This is a genomic window from Streptomyces cylindrosporus (assembly GCF_022698165.1).
GTDB classification, from domain to species: domain Bacteria; phylum Actinomycetota; class Actinomycetes; order Streptomycetales; family Streptomycetaceae; genus Streptomyces; species Streptomyces cylindrosporus.
In genome coordinates, this window is sequence record NZ_JALDAY010000001.1 from 885,266 (window position 1) to 902,127 (window position 16,862).

A 16,862-nucleotide genomic window follows, 5' to 3' on the forward strand; every position below is an offset into this window, starting at 1 on the left:
GGGCCGGTGTGTGAGACGTCCCACGTTCAGTTGAGCGCACACGCGAGAAGGAGTTGAGCGCACACGCGGGAAAGAGGGGGCTCCGCCCTACCCGCGCGCGGAGCCCCCTCACCAGGAGCAGGGTCAGCCGAGGTCGCCCGCGGCCGTCAGCTCGGCGAGACGGACCAGCGTGCGGACCGCCGTACCCGTACCGCCCTTGGGGGTGTACCCGAAGGGGCCGCCCTCGTTGTACGCGGGCCCGGCGATGTCCAGGTGGGCCCAGGCGATGCCCTCGCCGACGAACTCCTTGAGGAAGAGGCCCGCGACCAGGCCGCCGCCCATCCGCTCGCCCATGTTGGCGATGTCGGCGGTCGGGGAGTCCATGCCCTTGCGCAGGTGCTCCGGCAGCGGCATCGGCCAGGCCGGCTCGCCGACCTCCTCGGCGGCCTCGTGCACGGCCGTGCGGAAGGCGTCGTCGTTGGCCATGATCCCGAAGGTGCGGCTGCCCAGCGCCAGCATCATCGCGCCGGTGAGGGTCGCGACGTCGACGATGGCGTCCGGCTTCTCCTCGGAGGCGGCCCACAGGGCGTCGGCCAGGACCAGCCGGCCCTCGGCGTCGGTGTTGAGGACCTCGACCGTCTTGCCGCTGTACATGCGCAGCACGTCACCGGGACGGGTCGCGGAGCCCGACGGCATGTTCTCGGCGAGCGCCAGCCAGCCGGTGACGTTCACCTCCAGGCCGAGCCGCGCGGCGGCGACGACGGCCGCGAACACGGCGGCGGCGCCACTCATGTCGCACTTCATCGTCTCGTTGTGGCCGGCCGGCTTGAGCGAGATGCCGCCCGAGTCGTAGGTGATGCCCTTGCCGACGAGCGCGAGGTGCTTCTTCGCCTTGCCGGAGGTGTACGACAGCTTCACCAGCCGCGGGCCGGACGCGGAGCCCGCGCCGACGCCGAGGATGCCGCCGTAGCCGCCCTTCTCCAGCGCCTTCACGTCGAGCACCTGCACCTTGAGGCCGTGCTCCTTGGCCGCGGTCTGCGCGATCGCGGCGAAGGCCTCCGGGTTGAGGTCGTTCGGCGGCATGTTGATCAGGTCGCGGGCGCGGTTGAGCTCCTCGGCGACCGCGGTGGCGCGCTCGAGCGCCGCCTTGTGCTCCTTGTCGCGGGGCTTGGCGCCGAGCAGCGCGGCCTCGGCGAGCGGGGCCTTGCCGTTCTTGGCCTTGTCGCCGCTCTTCGCGGGCGCGGTGTTCTTGTAGGCGTCGAAGGAGTACGCGCCCAGCAGCACGCCCTCGCCGATCGCGCCGACGTCGGAGGCGTCCAGGACCGGCAGGGCGAAGGCGGCCTTCTTGGCGCCGGCGAGGGTGCGGGCAGCGGCACCGGCGGCCTTGCGGAGGGCCTCCGCGCCGTAACCGGAGTCCTTCTCGGGCTCGGCGCCCAGGCCGACCGCCACGACGAGGGGGGCCTTGAAGCCGGCCGGGGCCGGCAGCTTCGTCACCTCGCCCTCGGCGCCGGCGGCACCGAGGGTTTCCAGAACGCCGGCGAGGCTGCCGCCGTAGGCCTTGTCGACGGCTTCGGCGCCGGGTGCCACGACCGGGCCGTTGGCGCCCTTGGCGACACCGACGACGATCGCGTCGGCCCGCAGGCCGGGCGCCGCGGCGGTGCTGAGAGTGAGAGCAGTCACGGTGGTGAAATCTCGCTTCCGATGTGAAGTTGCAGTGGCCGATCTGTGTGGGTCGACCGGGCCCGACGGCCGACCCTAAGTCGGACCTCTGGCGGCGGTTCCAGCGGGGCCTTCCCCGGTGCGGCTGCCACTGCGGCTGAGCCTACGCGCGCACGGGCCCCCGGCTCATTCCCACCGCCATTCACCTGTGAGTTGCGCCGCGGTCATTTCGGAGCCGATCCTTGGCGGACCCCGCCCACACCCTGGAGCCCGCCCCTTGAAACGCCCCGCCCTGCTGCTCGCCCTGGTCCTGCTCCTGGCGGGCTGCGGCAGCCTCTCCGACTCCGGGTCGTCCGGCAGCCGCTGGCAGCCGCGCCCCGGCGTGGCCTGGCAGTGGCAGCTCAGCGGCAAGGTCGACACCTCCGTCGACGTGCCGGTCTACGACATCGACGGCTTCGACCAGTCCAGGGCGACGGTGACGACACTGCACCGCAAGGGCCGCAAGGTCATCTGCTACGTCTCGACCGGCGCCTTCGAGGACTGGCGGCCCGACGCGAAGAAGTTCCCCAAGTCCGTGCTCGGCAAGGGCAACGGCTGGGAGGGCGAGCGCTGGCTCGACATCCGCCGCACGAAGGTCCTGGAGCCCTTGATGGCGGCCCGCTTCGACATGTGCCGCAAGAAGGGCTTCGACGCGGTGGAGCCGGACAACATGGACGGCTACAAGAACAGCACCGGCTTCCCGCTGACCGCCGCCGACCAACTGCGCTACAACCGCCTGATCGCCAAGCTGGCCCACGACCGGGGCATGGCCGTCGGGTTGAAGAACGACCTCGACCAGATCCCGGACCTGGTGGGGGACTTCGACTTCGCGGTCAACGAACAGTGCGCCCAGTACGGCGAGTGCGCGGCCATGAAGCCCTTCATCAGGGCGGACAAGGCGGTCTTCCACGTCGAGTACGAGCTGCCGACCAGCCGCTTCTGCCCGGAGGTCCGGCGGCTGGAGTTCAGCTCGATGCTCAAGAAGTACGAACTGGGCGCGTGGCGCCGGGCGTGCTGATCCCGAGCCCGGTGACCGTCGTACCGGCGACCCGGTCGGCGAAGGAACGGCGGGTGGGGGAGAGCACCGGCAGGGCGTTGAACAGGAAGAGCAGCACCGCCACCGCCCACACCATGACCGACAGCAGGACGTGACGCTCGATCAGCAGCACGCAGGCGACGGCGTACACAGCGATGTCGGCGGCCGTGGTGACCAGCGCCCGCACCGCGGCCCGGCGCGGCGCGCTCGGGGTGACCTTGAGCCCCAGCAGCCCCTTGCCGACGGTGCGGCCGGCGAGGGCGAGGCAGCCCCACTGGTAGAGGAAGGTCGCCACGATCAGGACGCCGAAGGCCTCCTCGACGTCGAGCACCGCCTTGTCCCACAGCGAGACGCCGAAGTCCGCCGAGGCGCCGACCACGTCACCGCGCGAGGACAGCAGGTCGAGGCCGCCGCGGGCGGCGAGTTCGGGCACGTCGGTGACGAGCCCGGCTATCCGGTGGAAGGTGAGCACGGCCAGCCCGGCGGCCAGCGACAGCACCAGCGCGAAGTCGATGAACCAGGCCACGGCACGACGCAGCTTCGGCACGAACATCCCCCGATCGCACAACACTTGTCCGTGTACGGCGCACGAGACTAGTGCCCCAGGGACAGCACCACGAGCGAAACCGTCGCAGCCGTCTCGGCGAGCCCGCCGAACACATCCCCGGTGACCCCGCCGAAGCGGCGCGTGCAGTGCCTCAGGAGCAGCTCGGCGACCCCCACGGCCACGACGACCGCGATCGCCGTACGGACGATGTCGTACGACGACACGAGCGCCCCCGCCCCGGCGGCGACCGCGGTCACCGCCACGGCCGCGGCAGCCGCCCCCCGTACCGGGACCACCCCCGCGACCGCCGCCCCCAGCCCCTCCGGACGCGCGGCCGGCACCCCCTCCCGGGCCGCCAGGGTGAGCGCCAGCCGGGCCGCGGTCGCCGAGACGACGGCGGCCAGCGCGCCCCGGCCCCAGGAGCCGCCGTACGCCTGGGCCAGCGCGGCCACCTGGGCGAACAGCACGAGGACCAGGGCGATGACCCCGAACGGCCCGATGTCCGACTGCTTCATGATCCGCAGCGCGTCCTCGGCGGGCTTCCCGCTGCCGAGCCCGTCCGCGGTGTCCGCGAGGCCGTCCAGGTGCAGCCCCCGGGTCAGTGCGGCGGGCACGGCGACGGAGGCGACGGCGGCGAGCAGCGGGCCCGCGCCGAGCGCGAGCAGCAGCACGCCGACCAGGGCGGCCGAGCAGCCGACGACCAGCCCTGCCAGTGGGGCGCAGAGCATGCCGGCGCGGGCCGCGTCCCGGTCCCAGCGGGTCACCTTCACAGGGAGCGCGGTGAGCGTGCCGAAGGCGAAGCGGAGGCCGTCCGGCCAGGGGGTCTTGGAGGGTTCGGGCACCGGCGCAGGTTACCCGGCGGTCGCCAGGGCAGGGAGGCTCGCCCTGGATAAAGTTCGCACATGGGACATTGGCTGCAGCGCAACATCATCGAGCCCGGCAAGCTGCCGCTGCTCCTCGCCCTCACCGCGTTCGTGCTGACGTTCTTCATCACCCGGGTCATCACCCGGCTCATCCGGGCCGGCAAGGGGCCCTTCGGCAACGTCAAGGCGGGCGGGCTGCACATCCACCACGTGGTGCCCGGCGTGATCCTGGCCGTCGTCGGCGGGTTCGGGGCGGTGGCCAGCGGCCGGCACGGGTTCGGCGCGGCGGTCTGCGCGGTGATCTTCGGGATGGGCGCGGGGCTGGTCCTCGACGAGTTCGCGCTGATCCTGCACCTCGACGACGTCTACTGGACCGAGGAGGGCCGCAAGAGCGTCGAGGTCGTGGTGCTGACGGCGGCCCTGGTCGGTCTGATGCTCGCGGGCTTCTCGCCGTTCGGCGTCAACGACATGAGCCAGGAGGAGCTGCAGGACCGCGGCAGCGTCATCTCGACGATCGCGATCAACTTCCTCTTCTCCCTCGTCGTCCTGAGCAAGGGCAAGACCCGGATGGCGATCTTCAGCGTGATCGTCCCGCTGGTCGGCCTGATCGGCATGATCCGCCTGGCCCGCCCCGCCTCCCCGTGGGCCCGCCGCTTCTACGGCCGCCGCCCGCGCGCCCGCGCCAAGTCCATCCTGCGCGCCTACCACCACGACCGCCGCTGGGCCGGCCCCCGCCGCAGGATTCAGGACTGGATCGGCGGAAAGCCCGACCCCACCCCGGTCCTGGAGCGCCGGTGACGGCGGCGCAGTGCCGACAGCCCGATCAGCGCCACCACCGCCACGATCGCCGCCAGATGCTCCTTGCCGGCGAGGTTTCCCTTCAGCATCACCTCGACCACCATCGCCGCCGCCACCGCGCCCGCCGTGACATGGGCGCCGTACCGCCAGCCGACGAAGACGGCGAGGCCCACCACGGCCGCCGAGGGGCCGGTGTCGACGACCAGGGCGTCCGAGGAGGGCAGGCCGAAGGGGTTGTCGAAGCCGAGCCAGATGCCCAGGCGCGCGTACAGCGTCCCGGCGAGGGTGGCGGTGTACGCGATGACCAGGGTGCGCCACTGGCCGAGACAGATCTCCGCGACGCCGAACACGAACAGGATCTGCGCGAGCGCACCCCACACCGGCAGATCGGGCGCGGGCACGAACAGCGACACCGGAGTGCGCAGCAGGGCCAGCCACAGCGGATCCTCGGCCCGCACCCCGCCCACCTCCTGCACGAACCGGTAGCCCCACGACTGGTTCTGCACGAGCTGTATGGCCGCCGTCAGCGCCACCGCCCCGAGCGTCATCGGGACCGCCCGCCACCGCCGCTTGACCAGCGGCTCGCGCACCGTGACGTACAGGAGCCCCCATTCGGCACGGGCCCAGCGGGCGAGGGTGTTCATGCGGTGGTCCTCAGCGGTGCGTCTCGAGGTGCTTACGGTGCATCCACTTGGGCAGCCCCGGCGCCTCCAGGAAGCCTTCCGCCCGGGCGGAGGCGATACCGATGCGCGGCAGGTCCGCGCTCTTCTCGAAGAGCAGGAACCGCGGCTCCCAGATGGGCCGGTACTTCGCGTTGGCGCGGTACAGCGACTCGATCTGCCACCAGCGCGAGAAGAAGCTGAGCAGTGAGCGCCACAGCCGCAGCACCGGCCCGGCACCGAGCCGCGCCCCGCGTTCGAAGACCGAGCGGAACATGGCGAAGTTGAGCGAGACCTGGGTGATCCCGATCTCCCCGGCGCGGCGCAGGAGTTCGAGCACCATGAACTCCATCAGCCCGTTGTCGGAGTCCCGGTCGCGCCGCATGAGGTCGAGGGAGAGTCCGTGCGGCCCCCAGGGCACGAAGGACAGCACCGCCTTCAACTCGCCCTGCCCGTCGGAGCATTCGAGCATCACGCACTGCCCGTCCTCGGGATCCCCGAGCCGCCCGAGCGCCATGCTGAACCCGCGCTCGGTGGCCCCGTCCCGCCAGTCGTCCGCCCGCTTCAGCAGATACGTCATCTCGTCCGCCGGGATGTCCTCGTGCCGCCGGATCCGTACCGTGTACCCGGCCCGCTTCACCCGGTTGTAGGCCTGCCGCACGGTCCGCATGGCCCGCCCCTCCAGGGTGAACTCGGCGACCTCCACCAGCGCCTCGTCACCGAGCTCCAGCGCGTCAAGCCCGTGCCGCGCGTACACGGTCCCGGCCTCCTCGCTCGCGCCCATCACCGCCGGGATCCAGCCGTGCGCCCGCGCCTCGGCGAGCCACGGGTCGATGGCGCCGGGCCAGGCCTCCGGGTCGCCGATGGGGTCACCGGAGGCCAGCGAGACACCGCCCACCACCCGGTAGGCGACGGCCGCTTTCCCGGTCGGCGACCACACGACGCTCTTCTCCCGGCGCAGCGAGAAGTAGCCCAGCGAGTCCCGCTCGCCGTGCTTGTCGAGCAGCACCCGCAGCCGCTTCGCGTCGTCCTCGGTGATCGGGTCGACGGCACGCCGGGAGCGGAAGGCGGCGTAGAAGACGGCCAGCACCAGCACGGTGCTGAGCGCGTTGATGCCGACGTTCACCCAGTTCGGCACGTCGACGCCGGGGAAGCGGGACTCGTCCACGGCGACCGACACCAGCCGGAAGGTGCCGTAGCGCCAGCGCTCCGGGAACGTCGAACTCGCCGCGTCCGGCGCCTGGTTGGTGACCGTCACCAGGAGGCCGGCCAGCACGGAGGCGACGAGCGTGCCGCCGACCGCGACGGCCGCGGCGAGCTTCGGGTTGGAGCGGTCGCCCTTGGCGTAGAACTCCTTGCGGCCGACCAGCAGCGCGACCACGAAGGCGGCGGTGAGGGCGAGGGAGATCCAGTTCTGGGCGTACTGGCGGATCTCCGGGAAGCTCAGCGCGAAGCCGAACAGGGCGAGGAAGGGGCCGGCCAGCGCGAGGTTGAGGATCCATGCGGCGCGTTTGCGGCGCCGCATGGTGATGGCGAGGAACGCGGTGAAGACACCGGAGGCGAAGCCGGCGGTCAGCAGGTACGGCGTGAAGAAGTTCTCCTGGTTGTGCCGCCGCACGTCCTGCCCCAGGGAGACCCACACCGCACTGAGGAAGTTGACGAACGCGACGGCCCGCAGGTACCAGACGGCAAACGCGGCGGCCCGCCGCGAGGCATTTCGGGCATCTCCCATGAGAGAGGATCATATGGGCGACGCCCCGGCGAACCCCACCATCTTTGGTCTGCCATGCTGACAACTTTCGGCTCGGTTCTCCGGCTCGCCACCTCTCTCCGCACCCTTCTCCGCCGTAACGGCGCCCGGCCCCGGCGGCGCGTCCCGGCGGTGCCGAGGCCGCCCGGGCCCTACTCCTCCTTCTCCGGCTCTCCTTCGACCGTCGGCTTCTCGGGCAGCTCCGCCGCCAGTGCCGCCGCGGCCTGCACCAGGGGCAGCGCCAGCAGTGCCCCGGCGCCCTCGCCCACCGTCACCCCGTGCGACAGCAGCGGCTCCAGGGCCATCCGGTCCAGCGCCTTCGCCTGCCCCGGCTCCCCGCTGTCGTGCGCCGCCAGCCACCAGTCCGGTGCCCGGAACGCGACCCGCTGCGCCACCAGCGCGCACGCGGCCGCCACGACCCCGTCGAGGATCACCGGCGTCTTCCGCACCGCGCTCTGCAGCAGAAAGCCCGTCATCGCCGCGAGGTCGGCCCCGCCCACGGTCGCCAGCAACTGCAACTGGTCCCCGAGCACCGGCCGCGCCCGCCGCAGCGCGTCCCGGATCGCCGCGCACTTGCGCATCCACGCCAGGTCGTCGATCGCGAGCCCGCCCCGCCCGGTCACCACCGACGCGTCGGTCCCGCACAGCGCGGCCACCAGCACCCCGGCCGCCGTCGTCCCGCCCACGCTGACATCGCCGAGCACCACCACATCGGTCCCGGCGTCGGCCTCCTCGTCGGCCACCGCGACCCCGGCCCGGAACGCCGCCTCGGCCTCCTCGGCCGTCAGCGCGTCCTCGACGTCGATACGGCCGCTGCCGCGCCGCACCCGGTGCCGTACCACCTCGTCGGGAAGCGAGTCCGGGTCGCAGTCCAGGGCCAGGTCGACGATCCGCACCGGCACGCCGAGCCGGCGGGCCAGCACGGAGACCGGCCGGCCGCCCTCCAGGATCTCCCGCACGAGCTCGCCGGCGCTGCCCGCGGGCCGTGCCGAGACGCCCAGTTCGGCGACGCCGTGGTCGCCGGCGAAGAGCACCACCCGGGGCTGTTCGATCGGCCGTACCGGCACCGAGGCCTGTGCCGCGGACAGCCACTCACCCAGGTCGTCGAGGCGGCCCAGGGATCCGGGCGGCACGATCTGACGTTCCCGGCGCGCCTCCGCGTCGCGGCGGACCCCGCCGTCGGGGCGCTCGATCAGATCGGTGAAGTCGTCGAGATTAAGCGAGCTCATTCGCCGAACAGTACCGGCACCGGTCGAACGTCATCGCGCCACATCGCCACCACGCGCCTCCGACGTCGTTGCCCCCAAGATCGAGATCCCATACTTTCCGTTTTGCAGTGGATTGTCCTATGCCCCCGGGAGCCGTCCATGAACGCCATGAACTCCGTGAACCGTCTGCGCACCCGCGTCCGCGACCTCGACCGGCAACGCCGCCACCGCTCAACGGCCCGCGCGGTCCTCAGAGTTCTCCCCGAGCCGGAGAGCTGGCTCGACATCGGAACGGGCGAGGCGCACTTCCCGGAGACCGCCCGCGAGTTCTTCCCGTACACGTCCTTCGACGGCGTCGACGCCACCACGCGTGTGACCTGGGCCCGCGAGGCCGACCGCGTCGAGGAGGCCTACGTCGGCACCCTCACCGACCCGCCCCTCGCGAGGGCCCTGCGCGCCCGCTACGACGTCGTCACCCTCCTGCGCCCCCCGTCCACCCCCGAGGAACTCCACGCGGCCGTGGCGGCCCTCCGCCCGACCGGCATCCTCGTGCTGGAGTTCCCCCAGTCCCACGCGGCCGGCCTGCGCACCGAACTCGACGCCCAGCCCTGCACGGTCCTCACCACGACCCGCCTGGTCCTCGACCGCTTCGCCACCAACACCCACCGCGTCGTGGCCCGCCGGGACCCCTCACCCTCGTAGCACCAGAGCCTGTCCCGCCACCACCAGCACCACCTGCTCGCACTCGCCCGCGAACGCCGCGTTCAGCCGCCCGAGTTCGTCCCGGTACCGCCGCCCGGAGGCCGTGGCCGGCACGATGCCCGACCCCACCTCGTTCGACACGGCGACCACGGTCCGCCGGCTCGCGCGCACCGCCTCCGTCAGCTCCCGCACCCGCTCCCGCAGGGCCCGTTCACCGCCGTCCGCCCACACCGCGTCGTCCCACGCCCCGACGGAGTCCATCACGTCCGTCAGCCACAGCGAGAGACAGTCGACCAGCAGCGGCGCCCCGTCCCCGGCCAGCAGCGGCACGAGGTCGCAGGTCTCCGTCGTACGCCAGGAACCCGGCCGCCGCTCCCGGTGCGCGGCCACCCGCGCCGCCCACTCGGTGTCGCCGCCGCGCTGCCCGCCGGTCGCCACGTACAGCACGTCCGGGAAGGCCTCCAGGCGCCGCTCGGCCTCCACCGACTTGCCCGAGCGCGCCCCGCCCAGCACCAGCGTCCGCCGCGGCACATCGGGCACGTCCTCGTACACGCCCACGGTCAGCGTCGCCCCGTCCGGCACGGCCCGCGCCCCGGCCGCCGCGAGCCGCCGCCGCAACTCGGCACCTGGGGGCACATCATGATCCAGATGTACGGCGACCACGTCGGTGGTCGGCCCCAACGCGCCCACCGCCCGCAGCTTCGCGAGCGCGTCCGGCCGCCCCACGACATCGACGAGCACCATGTCGTACGACTCCACGGCCCCGTTGCCGTTCTCCAGCCCGGCGGGCGCGGCACCCGGCGGCAGATACAGCAGCCGCTGCCCGTTCGGCCCGGTCACCGCGTACCCCGTGCCCGGCGCGTCCATCGCCACCGCCCGCACCCGATGGCCCGTCAACAGCGCCAGCTCCCGCCCGTCCGGCACCCGCCCCGGCTGCGGCAGCCCGGCCGGCACCTCCACGGCCGGCCCGTCGTGCGGATGCGACAGCAGCACTTGCCGTACTCCAGCCAGCGAATGCCCGGCCCGAGCGGCGGCGAAGGCGGCACCGGGCGTCAGATCGAGCAACAGCGTCCCGTCCACGAGCAGCGCGGTAGCGGCCCGCGCGTCCTGACCGAGAGCAACCGCACAAGCAGCGCAGGGACAGCCGGGGCGGGGGAGCCCCACGGGAGCACCGGTACCGAGCAAAGTCACGTCCACAGAAATGATTTTCGCCGCTCACCTCTACTCTTGCGTCACGGGATACGCCCTTAAGGGGCGCGGGGAACTGCGCGATCAGCCCCCACCGACCGGTAGGCGATCAACTACCGTAGGTTGCTCACCAGGTGGCTCAACCCAGCGGAGGCGACATGGCGGCATGGACGTGGCGATTCGAGAAGGCCGACGGCGGGGAGGTCCAGCCCGCGGTGCAGCCCGAGGAGTTCACCACGCAGGGCGACGCCGAGTCGTGGATCGGGGAGCACTGGAAGGCCCTGCTCGAAGGCGGCGCCGAGCAGGTGCGGCTGTTCGAGGACACCGCGGAGATCTACGGGCCGATGAGCCTGCGCTCCGCCGAGGCGTAGTCCGCGACGGGGGCGGCCCACCGGCTCGCAGGCCGCCCCTGCCCTCACTGCTCGCCGAGCGTCACGTCGGCCTTCTTCTCACTGCCGTCGCGGGTGAACGTCACGGACGTCCTGTCCCCGGGCTGCTGCGCAGCAAGGGCCTCGGACAGGGACGTGATGGTGGTGATGTCCGTGTCACCGAGCCGGGTGATGACGTCCCCGGCCTGGATCCCGGCCTTGTCGGCCGCCCCGCCGCGCTTCACCTCGACCACGGCGACCCCGGCGGGCCGCAGGCTGTCGTCCACGACGGTACGGCCCGTGATGCCGAGCGCGGCCCGGCCCGAGTCGGTGACCTTGCCGTCCTTGATGATCTGGTCGGCGACCGTCTTCACCATCGACGCCGGGATCGCGAACCCGATACCGGGCGCGCTGTTGCCCATGCCGGGGTCGATGGCGGCGAGCGTCGGGATGCCGATGACCTGCCCGTCGAGGTTGACCAGGGCGCCGCCGCTGTTGCCGGGGTTGATCGCCGCGGACGTCTGGATCATGTTCGGGATCGTCGCGCCCGTGCCGCCGTCCGAGCCGCCCTCGCTCACGGTCCGCCCGGTCGCCGAGACGATTCCCTGCGTCACGCTGGACGACAGCCCGAGCGGCGAGCCCATCGCCAGCACGATCTGGCCGACCTGGACCTTCGAGGAGTCCGCGAAGGCCGCCGCCTTCAGCCCGTCCGGCACCTTGTCCAGCTTGATGACGGCGAGATCCTGCTCCGGATACGAGTAGACGAGCTTCGCGGTGAGCGTGTCCTCGCTGCCCGCGGTCGTCACCTTGAACGTCTTCTCGTTCCCGACGACATGCGCGTTGGTGACGACGTGCCCCTTGTCGTCGTACACGACCCCCGACCCGAGATCACTGCTCGCCTGGATCTGCACGACCGACGGCAGAACGTCCTTGATCACCTTCTGGTAGTCGCTCTGCAGGTCGCTGCTCGACGCGGGTACGGCGGCCTGCGCGGCCTGCCTGGTCGACGTGTCCGCCTTCTCGGCCGAACCGGAGTCGGAGCAGGCGGTCAGCAGCGCGAGCGCGGCGAGGGGAGCGAGCAGACGGAGGGCACGGGTACGGGAAACGTCCATGCCCCGAGTCTCACTTCGGGGTGATCGTCCGGCTTGTCCTGCTCACCCGAACGAGCGCATCCGCGGATTCCCGCGGTCAGCCGCGCACACCGCACAGGTGCAGCAGCGCCGCCACCGAGCGGTACGGATCCGTCCGCCCGGCCCGCTCCTCGACCGCGAGCAGCGTCTCCACGTCGTCCGGCGCCTGCGCGTCATCCGCCGCCGTGTCCGTGAACACCCGCACCCCGTACCAGGCGTGCAGCGGCGCGCCGATGCCGGCGAGCGCGTCCGTCAGCGTCTGAAGCCGGTCGGCCCGTACGTCCAGGCCCAGGCGGTTCGTGTACGAGACGGTGTCGAAGGAGGCCAGGGCGCCCGCCCAGTCGCCGTACAGGCCGGGCCGCATCGCGAGCGCGTCGGCGTTGCGCACCAGCAGCGACAGCAGGCCGCCCGGTGCGAGCATGCGCGCGAGCCCCGCAAGGAGGGCGTCCGGCTCCTCGACGTACATGAGCACGCCGTGGCAGAGCACCACGTCGAAGCTGCCCGGCAGGAAGTGCACCCCGGTGTCCCGGCCGTCGCCCTGGACGATCCGCACCCGCTCCCGGATGCCCTCGGGCTCACCGGCGAGGGCCTCCCGCGCCGCCGCGACCATCGTGGCGTCCTGCTCGACGCCGGTCACCTGATGGCCGGCCCGGGCCAGCCGCAGGGCCTGCGTGCCCTGGCCCATCCCCACGTCGAGCACCCGCAGCCGCTGCCCGACCGGGAACCGCCCGGCTATCTGCTCGTCGAGCTGCCGGGATACCAGCTCCTGCCGTACGGCGTTGCGCAAACCGCCCAGCTTCGCCAGCCAGGCATCTGCCGCACCCCCGGAGAACGACGTCGTGCTCAGGGCCGCTCTCCGCGCTTGACCTGCGGCTTCGGCAGCCGGAGCCGGCGCATCTGGAGGGAGCGCATCAGGGCGTAGCGCGTGGCGCCCTTGGTGCTCTGGCCGGGGAAGCGCGCGGCGAGCGCCTTGCGCAGGCGGAACGCGCTGACGAACGCGTCCAGCACGATCAGCACGATCACGACCAGCCACAGCAGCAGTGCGATGTTCTGCAGCGCCGCCACCCGCACCACGCTCAGCACGAGGATGACCACGGCCATCGGCAGGAAGAACTCCGCCACGTTGAACCGCGAGTCGATCCAGTCGCGGGCGAACTTCCGCACCGGGCCCTTGTCGCGGGCGGGCAGGTACCGCTCGTCGCCGCCGGCCAGCGCCTGGCGCTGCCGCTCCAGCGCGGCACGGCGTTCCTCACGCTGACGCTTGGCGGCGTCCTTGCGCGTCAGCGACGTGTTGGCGACGCTGCGGCGCTGGGTCTGGGCCTCACTGCGCTTGGGCGTGGGGCGGCCCTTCGGGGCCTGCGGGTCACGGGTCTGCTTGGAGTCGGTCACGGCCGCCTTGTCGGCGGGGGCCTTCTCTTCCTTGGCACGGCTACGGAACACAAAACCCAAGGGTAAGGGGTCCCGGGGTTGGACCCCAGCCCCGCGGGGAACGATCCGGCAACACCAGTCGTCATGTAAGGGACAGAGGGGGCGTTGCGCACGATCCGGTTACGTCGGGGGGACACCTACTCCCTACGCCGGAGCGGGACCGGGTGCAGTCGTCCTTGGGGATGAGCGCATCCGTCCCGGAACAGTGCGTCAATGGATGCAGGGCCCGTACTGTGGGTTCTGTCGCAGAGCTGGAGCTGGAAGTCCGTCAGAAGGGGGCGCGCGAAGCCCATGAGCGGTGTCATGAAGCGTATGGGGATGATCTTCCGCGCGAAGGCGAACAAGGCCCTTGACCGGGCCGAGGACCCGCGCGAGACCCTCGATTACTCGTACCAGAAGCAGCTGGAGCTGCTTCAGAAGGTGCGCCGGGGTGTGGCGGACGTCGCCACGTCCCGCAAGCGCCTGGAGCTCCAGCTCAACCAGCTGCAGCAGCAGTCGGGCAAGCTGGAGGACCAGGGCCGCAAGGCGCTCGCGCTGGGCCGCGAGGACCTGGCCCGCGAGGCGCTGTCCCGGCGCGCGGCGCTCCAGCAGCAGGTGACGGACCTGGAGACCCAGCACGCGACGCTGCAGGGCGAGGAGGAGAAGCTCACCCTCGCGGCCCAGCGCCTCCAGGCCAAGGTCGACGCCTTCCGCACCAAGAAGGAGACGATCAAGGCCACGTACACCGCGGCCCAGGCCCAGACCCGGATCGGCGAGGCCTTCTCCGGCATCTCGGAGGAGATGGGCGACGTCGGCCTGGCGATCCAGCGTGCCGAGGACAAGACCGCCCAGCTGCAGGCCCGCGCGGGCGCCATCGACGAGCTACTCGCCTCCGGCGCCCTGGACGACCAGTCCGGTATGCACAAGGACGAGATCCAGGCCGAGCTGGACCGGATCTCCGGCGGTTCGGACGTGGAGCTGGAACTGCAGCGGATGAAGGCGGAGCTGGCCGGCGGTTCGCCCCAGCAGGCGATCGAGGGCGGCACAGGGCAGTCTCAGTCCCAGCAGCAGTCGCAGGACACCCCGCGCTTCGACAAGCAGTAGGGGCCCGGACCGGGAGGCCGACATGGGCGACATGGTCGTACGGATCATGGGGGAGGGGCAGGTGAGGCTGGCGGACAGCCACCTCACCGAACTCAACAAGCTGGACGACGAGCTCCTGCGCGAAATGGAGAACGGCGACGGCCCGGGCTTCCGCCGCACCCTGCAGGCACTCCTGTCCAAGGTCCGCGAACTGGGCACCCCTCTTCCGGACGAGTCCCTGGAACCCTCCGACCTGATCCTCCCGTCCCCGGACGCGACCCTCCAGGAGGTCCGCGACCTGCTCAGCGACGACGGCTTGATCCCGGGCTGACGGTTCTTGATCCGGTCGGCATATCCAGCCCGTCCGGCGTTTGAGGACGAGGCCCGTTCAGGGCCGATGCGGGGGTCTGGGGGCGGCAGCCCCCAGGGGCGGCGTGGCGAGGTACCGCTAACAGCAGTTCCGGCGCCCATCACCGCCCCGTACTGTTCAGACGTGAGCGGCAAGCTGGAACGCACCCGGTGTCGCCTGAAGGCGCACCCCCTCGCGCTGGACGCGACCCTCGCGGCCGGCGTACTCGCCTGCATGGTGGCCGGCTCGTTCGTCGACCCGCACGGCGCGAACGGCGTCACCTGGGGCGTCCGCACCCCCGGCCCCCTCGCCCTCGTGCTCATGACCCTCGGCGCCCTCGCCCTGGTCTTCCGCCGCCGCGCCCCCAGAACCGTCCTCGCCCTCACCGGCACGATCTCCGTCGTCGAGTGCGTCGTCGGCGACCCCCGCGCCCCCGTCGCCATGGCCGCCGTCGTCGCCCTCTTCACCGTCGCCGCCACCACCGACCGCCCCACCACCTGGCGCCTCGGCCTGCTCACGATGACCGTGCTGACCGGCGCCGCGATGCTCGGCGGCCCCCTCCCCTGGTACGCCCAGGAGAACCTCGCGATCTTCGCCTGGACCGGCATCGGCGCCACCGCGGGCGATGCCGTACGCAGCCGTAGAGCCGTCGTACAGGCCATCCGCGAGCGGGCCGAACGCGCCGAGCGCACCCGCGAGGAGGAGGCCCGGCGGCGGGTCGCCGAGGAGCGGCTGCGGATCGCCCGCGACCTGCACGACGTCGTCGCCCACCACATCGCCCTGGTCAACGTCCAGGCCGGTGTCGCCGCCCACGTCATGGACAAGCGGCCCGACCAGGCCAAGGAAGCCCTCGCCCACGTCCGCGAGGCCAGCCGCTCCGCGCTCAACGAACTCCGCGCCACCGTCGGCCTGCTCCGGCAGTCCGGCGACCCGGAGGCCCCCACCGAACCCGCCCCCGGCCTCAGCCGCCTCGACGAACTCGTCGGCACCTTCCGCAGCGCCGGCCTGCACGTCGAGGTCGCCCGCGCCGACCACGGCACCACCCTCCCCGCCGCCGTCGACCTGGCCGCCTACCGCGTCATCCAGGAAGCCCTCACCAACGTCCAGAAGCACGCCGGTACGGAGGCGAAGGCCGAGGTCAGCGTCGTACGCGTCGGCCCGAACGTCGAGATCACGGTCCTCGACAACGGCAGCGGCGAGGACCAGGACCCCTCCGACGGCGGCGGCCACGGCCTGCTCGGCATGCGCGAGCGCGTCACCGCCCTGCGCGGCACCCTCACCACCGGCCCCCGCTACGGCGGCGGCTTCCGCGTGCATGCGATCCTGCCGGTCAAGACCCGCACGGCCACCACCGGGGGAAGCGCATGACCATCCGTGTCCTGCTCGCCGACGACCAGGCCCTGCTGCGCAGCGCCTTCCGCGTACTCGTGGACTCGGAGCCCGACATGGAGGTGGTGGGCGAGGCCTCCGACGGCGCCGAGGCCGTACGCCTCGCGAAGCAGGAGCGGGCCGACGTCGTCCTGATGGACATCCGGATGCCCGGCACCGACGGTCTCGCCGCCACCCGCATGATCAGCACCGACCCGACTCTCGCCCACGTCCGCATCGTCATCCTCACCACCTTCGAGGTCGACGACTACGTCGTGCAGTCCCTGCGGGCCGGCGCCTCCGGCTTCCTCGGCAAGGGCAGCGAACCGGACGAACTGCTCAACGCCATCCGGGTCGCGGCCGGCGGTGAGGCCCTGCTCTCCCCGACGGCCACCAAGGGCCTGATCGCCCGCTTCCTCGCCCAGGGCGACGGCCTCGACGACGACCGCGACCCCGCCCGCGCCGAACGCCTCGAAGCGCTCACCGTCCGCGAGCGCGAGGTCCTCGTCCAGGTCGCCGGCGGCCACTCCAACGACGAGATCGCCGAGCGCCTGGAGGTCAGCCCGCTGACCGTGAAGACGCACGTCAACCGGGCCATGGCCAAGCTGGGCGCACGCGACCGGGCCCAGCTGGTGGTGATCGCGTACGAGTCGGGGCTGGTACGTCCACGGGTGGAGTGAGCGAAGGGCGGAAACGTCCTTGGACCGTGTCCCGGTGCACGGATAGGCT

Annotated in this window: 18 protein-coding genes; 8 read left to right on the top strand and 10 right to left on the bottom strand. The window is 72.2% G+C overall.

The annotated features are described in order from the left end of the window. Positions 1-123: 123 nt before the first annotated feature. Complete coding sequence (locus MQP27_RS03910; RefSeq protein ID WP_242760823.1) at positions 124-1,659, bottom strand: leucyl aminopeptidase; 1,536 nt, start codon at positions 1,657-1,659, stop codon at positions 124-126. A 256-nt stretch (positions 1,660-1,915) separates the two neighbouring features. Between MQP27_RS03910 and MQP27_RS03915 the strand changes: the two genes are divergently transcribed. After that, positions 1,916-2,695, top strand: coding sequence for an endo alpha-1,4 polygalactosaminidase (locus MQP27_RS03915; protein ID WP_242760830.1), 780 nt, complete (start codon positions 1,916-1,918; stop codon positions 2,693-2,695). Here the strand turns inward: MQP27_RS03915 and MQP27_RS03920 are convergent. Both MQP27_RS03920 and MQP27_RS03925 read right to left on the bottom strand, forming a co-directional pair. After that, a complete protein-coding gene (locus MQP27_RS03920; RefSeq protein WP_242760832.1) occupies positions 2,655-3,266 on the bottom strand; it encodes an RDD family protein in 612 nt (203 codons plus the stop codon). The genes MQP27_RS03915 and MQP27_RS03920 overlap by 41 nt on opposite strands. A gap of 41 nt (positions 3,267-3,307) precedes the next feature. Beyond that, positions 3,308-4,102: an adenosylcobinamide-GDP ribazoletransferase gene (locus tag MQP27_RS03925; RefSeq protein WP_242760833.1), complete on the bottom strand. Its 795-nt coding sequence runs from the start codon at positions 4,100-4,102 to the stop codon at positions 3,308-3,310. Between the two features lie 60 nt (positions 4,103-4,162). Here MQP27_RS03925 and MQP27_RS03930 point away from each other — a divergent pair, with 60 nt between their 5' ends. Then, positions 4,163-4,921 carry a G protein-coupled receptor family protein gene (locus MQP27_RS03930; protein ID WP_242760835.1) on the top strand — a complete coding sequence of 253 codons (759 nt, stop codon included), beginning with the start codon at positions 4,163-4,165 and terminating at the stop codon, positions 4,919-4,921. Here the strand turns inward: MQP27_RS03930 and MQP27_RS03935 are convergent. The 3 genes from MQP27_RS03935 to cobT all read right to left on the bottom strand — a co-directional run bounded on the left by MQP27_RS03935 (position 4,867) and on the right by cobT (position 8,559). Next, positions 4,867-5,565, bottom strand: coding sequence for a hypothetical protein (locus MQP27_RS03935; RefSeq protein ID WP_242760836.1), 699 nt, complete (start codon positions 5,563-5,565; stop codon positions 4,867-4,869). The two genes, MQP27_RS03930 and MQP27_RS03935, sit on opposite strands and share 55 nt — an antisense overlap. A gap of 10 nt (positions 5,566-5,575) precedes the next feature. Further along, the gene (locus MQP27_RS03940; protein ID WP_242760838.1) at positions 5,576-7,312 is read right to left on the bottom strand and encodes a phosphatidylglycerol lysyltransferase domain-containing protein; all 1,737 of its coding nucleotides are present in this window, start codon (positions 7,310-7,312) and stop codon (positions 5,576-5,578) included. A gap of 170 nt (positions 7,313-7,482) precedes the next feature. After that, positions 7,483-8,559 (bottom strand): nicotinate-nucleotide--dimethylbenzimidazole phosphoribosyltransferase, encoded by a 1,077-nt coding sequence (gene cobT, locus MQP27_RS03945; RefSeq protein WP_242760840.1) that lies wholly within the window; start codon positions 8,557-8,559, stop codon positions 7,483-7,485. Positions 8,560-8,697: 138 nt separating this feature from the next. Here cobT and MQP27_RS03950 point away from each other — a divergent pair, with 138 nt between their 5' ends. After that, positions 8,698-9,240, top strand: a complete 543-nt coding sequence (locus tag MQP27_RS03950) for a methyltransferase domain-containing protein (RefSeq protein ID WP_242760841.1) — start codon at positions 8,698-8,700, stop codon at positions 9,238-9,240. Here MQP27_RS03950 and MQP27_RS03955 read toward each other — a convergent pair. After that, the gene (locus tag MQP27_RS03955) at positions 9,229-10,437 is read right to left on the bottom strand and encodes a bifunctional adenosylcobinamide kinase/adenosylcobinamide-phosphate guanylyltransferase (RefSeq protein ID WP_242760843.1); all 1,209 of its coding nucleotides are present in this window, start codon (positions 10,435-10,437) and stop codon (positions 9,229-9,231) included. The two genes, MQP27_RS03950 and MQP27_RS03955, sit on opposite strands and share 12 nt — an antisense overlap. A 149-nt stretch (positions 10,438-10,586) precedes the next feature. Between MQP27_RS03955 and MQP27_RS03960 the strand changes: the two genes are divergently transcribed. Further along, entirely contained in the window at positions 10,587-10,799 is a 213-nt protein-coding gene (locus MQP27_RS03960; RefSeq protein ID WP_242760844.1) for a hypothetical protein, read from the top strand. A gap of 44 nt (positions 10,800-10,843) precedes the next feature. On the opposite strand, the gene MQP27_RS03965 is transcribed toward MQP27_RS03960, so the two are convergent. The 3 genes from MQP27_RS03965 to MQP27_RS03975 form a co-directional block, all read right to left on the bottom strand. Then, positions 10,844-11,908 (bottom strand): S1C family serine protease, encoded by a 1,065-nt coding sequence (locus MQP27_RS03965; protein WP_242760845.1) that lies wholly within the window; start codon positions 11,906-11,908, stop codon positions 10,844-10,846. Between the two features lie 76 nt (positions 11,909-11,984). Then, positions 11,985-12,689, bottom strand: coding sequence for a class I SAM-dependent methyltransferase (locus MQP27_RS03970; protein WP_242761395.1), 705 nt, complete (start codon positions 12,687-12,689; stop codon positions 11,985-11,987). An 80-nt stretch (positions 12,690-12,769) separates the two neighbouring features. Continuing rightward, positions 12,770-13,366, bottom strand: a complete 597-nt coding sequence (locus MQP27_RS03975) for a DUF3043 domain-containing protein (RefSeq protein WP_242760851.1) — start codon at positions 13,364-13,366, stop codon at positions 12,770-12,772. Positions 13,367-13,657: 291 nt separating this feature from the next. On the opposite strand from MQP27_RS03975, the gene MQP27_RS03980 reads away from it, so the two are divergent. From MQP27_RS03980 to MQP27_RS03995, 4 genes are all read left to right on the top strand, one after another. Next, positions 13,658-14,437: a PspA/IM30 family protein gene (locus MQP27_RS03980; RefSeq protein ID WP_242760853.1), complete on the top strand. Its 780-nt coding sequence runs from the start codon at positions 13,658-13,660 to the stop codon at positions 14,435-14,437. Between the two features lie 31 nt (positions 14,438-14,468). After that, positions 14,469-14,747, top strand: a complete 279-nt coding sequence (gene pspAA, locus MQP27_RS03985; RefSeq protein ID WP_242761397.1) for a PspA-associated protein PspAA — start codon at positions 14,469-14,471, stop codon at positions 14,745-14,747. 162 nt (positions 14,748-14,909) lie between these two features. Then, complete coding sequence (locus MQP27_RS03990; protein WP_242760855.1) at positions 14,910-16,133, top strand: sensor histidine kinase; 1,224 nt, start codon at positions 14,910-14,912, stop codon at positions 16,131-16,133. Further along, on the top strand, positions 16,130-16,813 hold the full coding sequence (locus MQP27_RS03995) for a response regulator (RefSeq protein WP_242760860.1): 684 nt from the start codon (positions 16,130-16,132) through the stop codon (positions 16,811-16,813). The genes MQP27_RS03990 and MQP27_RS03995 overlap by 4 nt, the downstream gene beginning before the upstream one ends. The last annotated feature ends 49 nt before the right edge of the window (positions 16,814-16,862 follow it).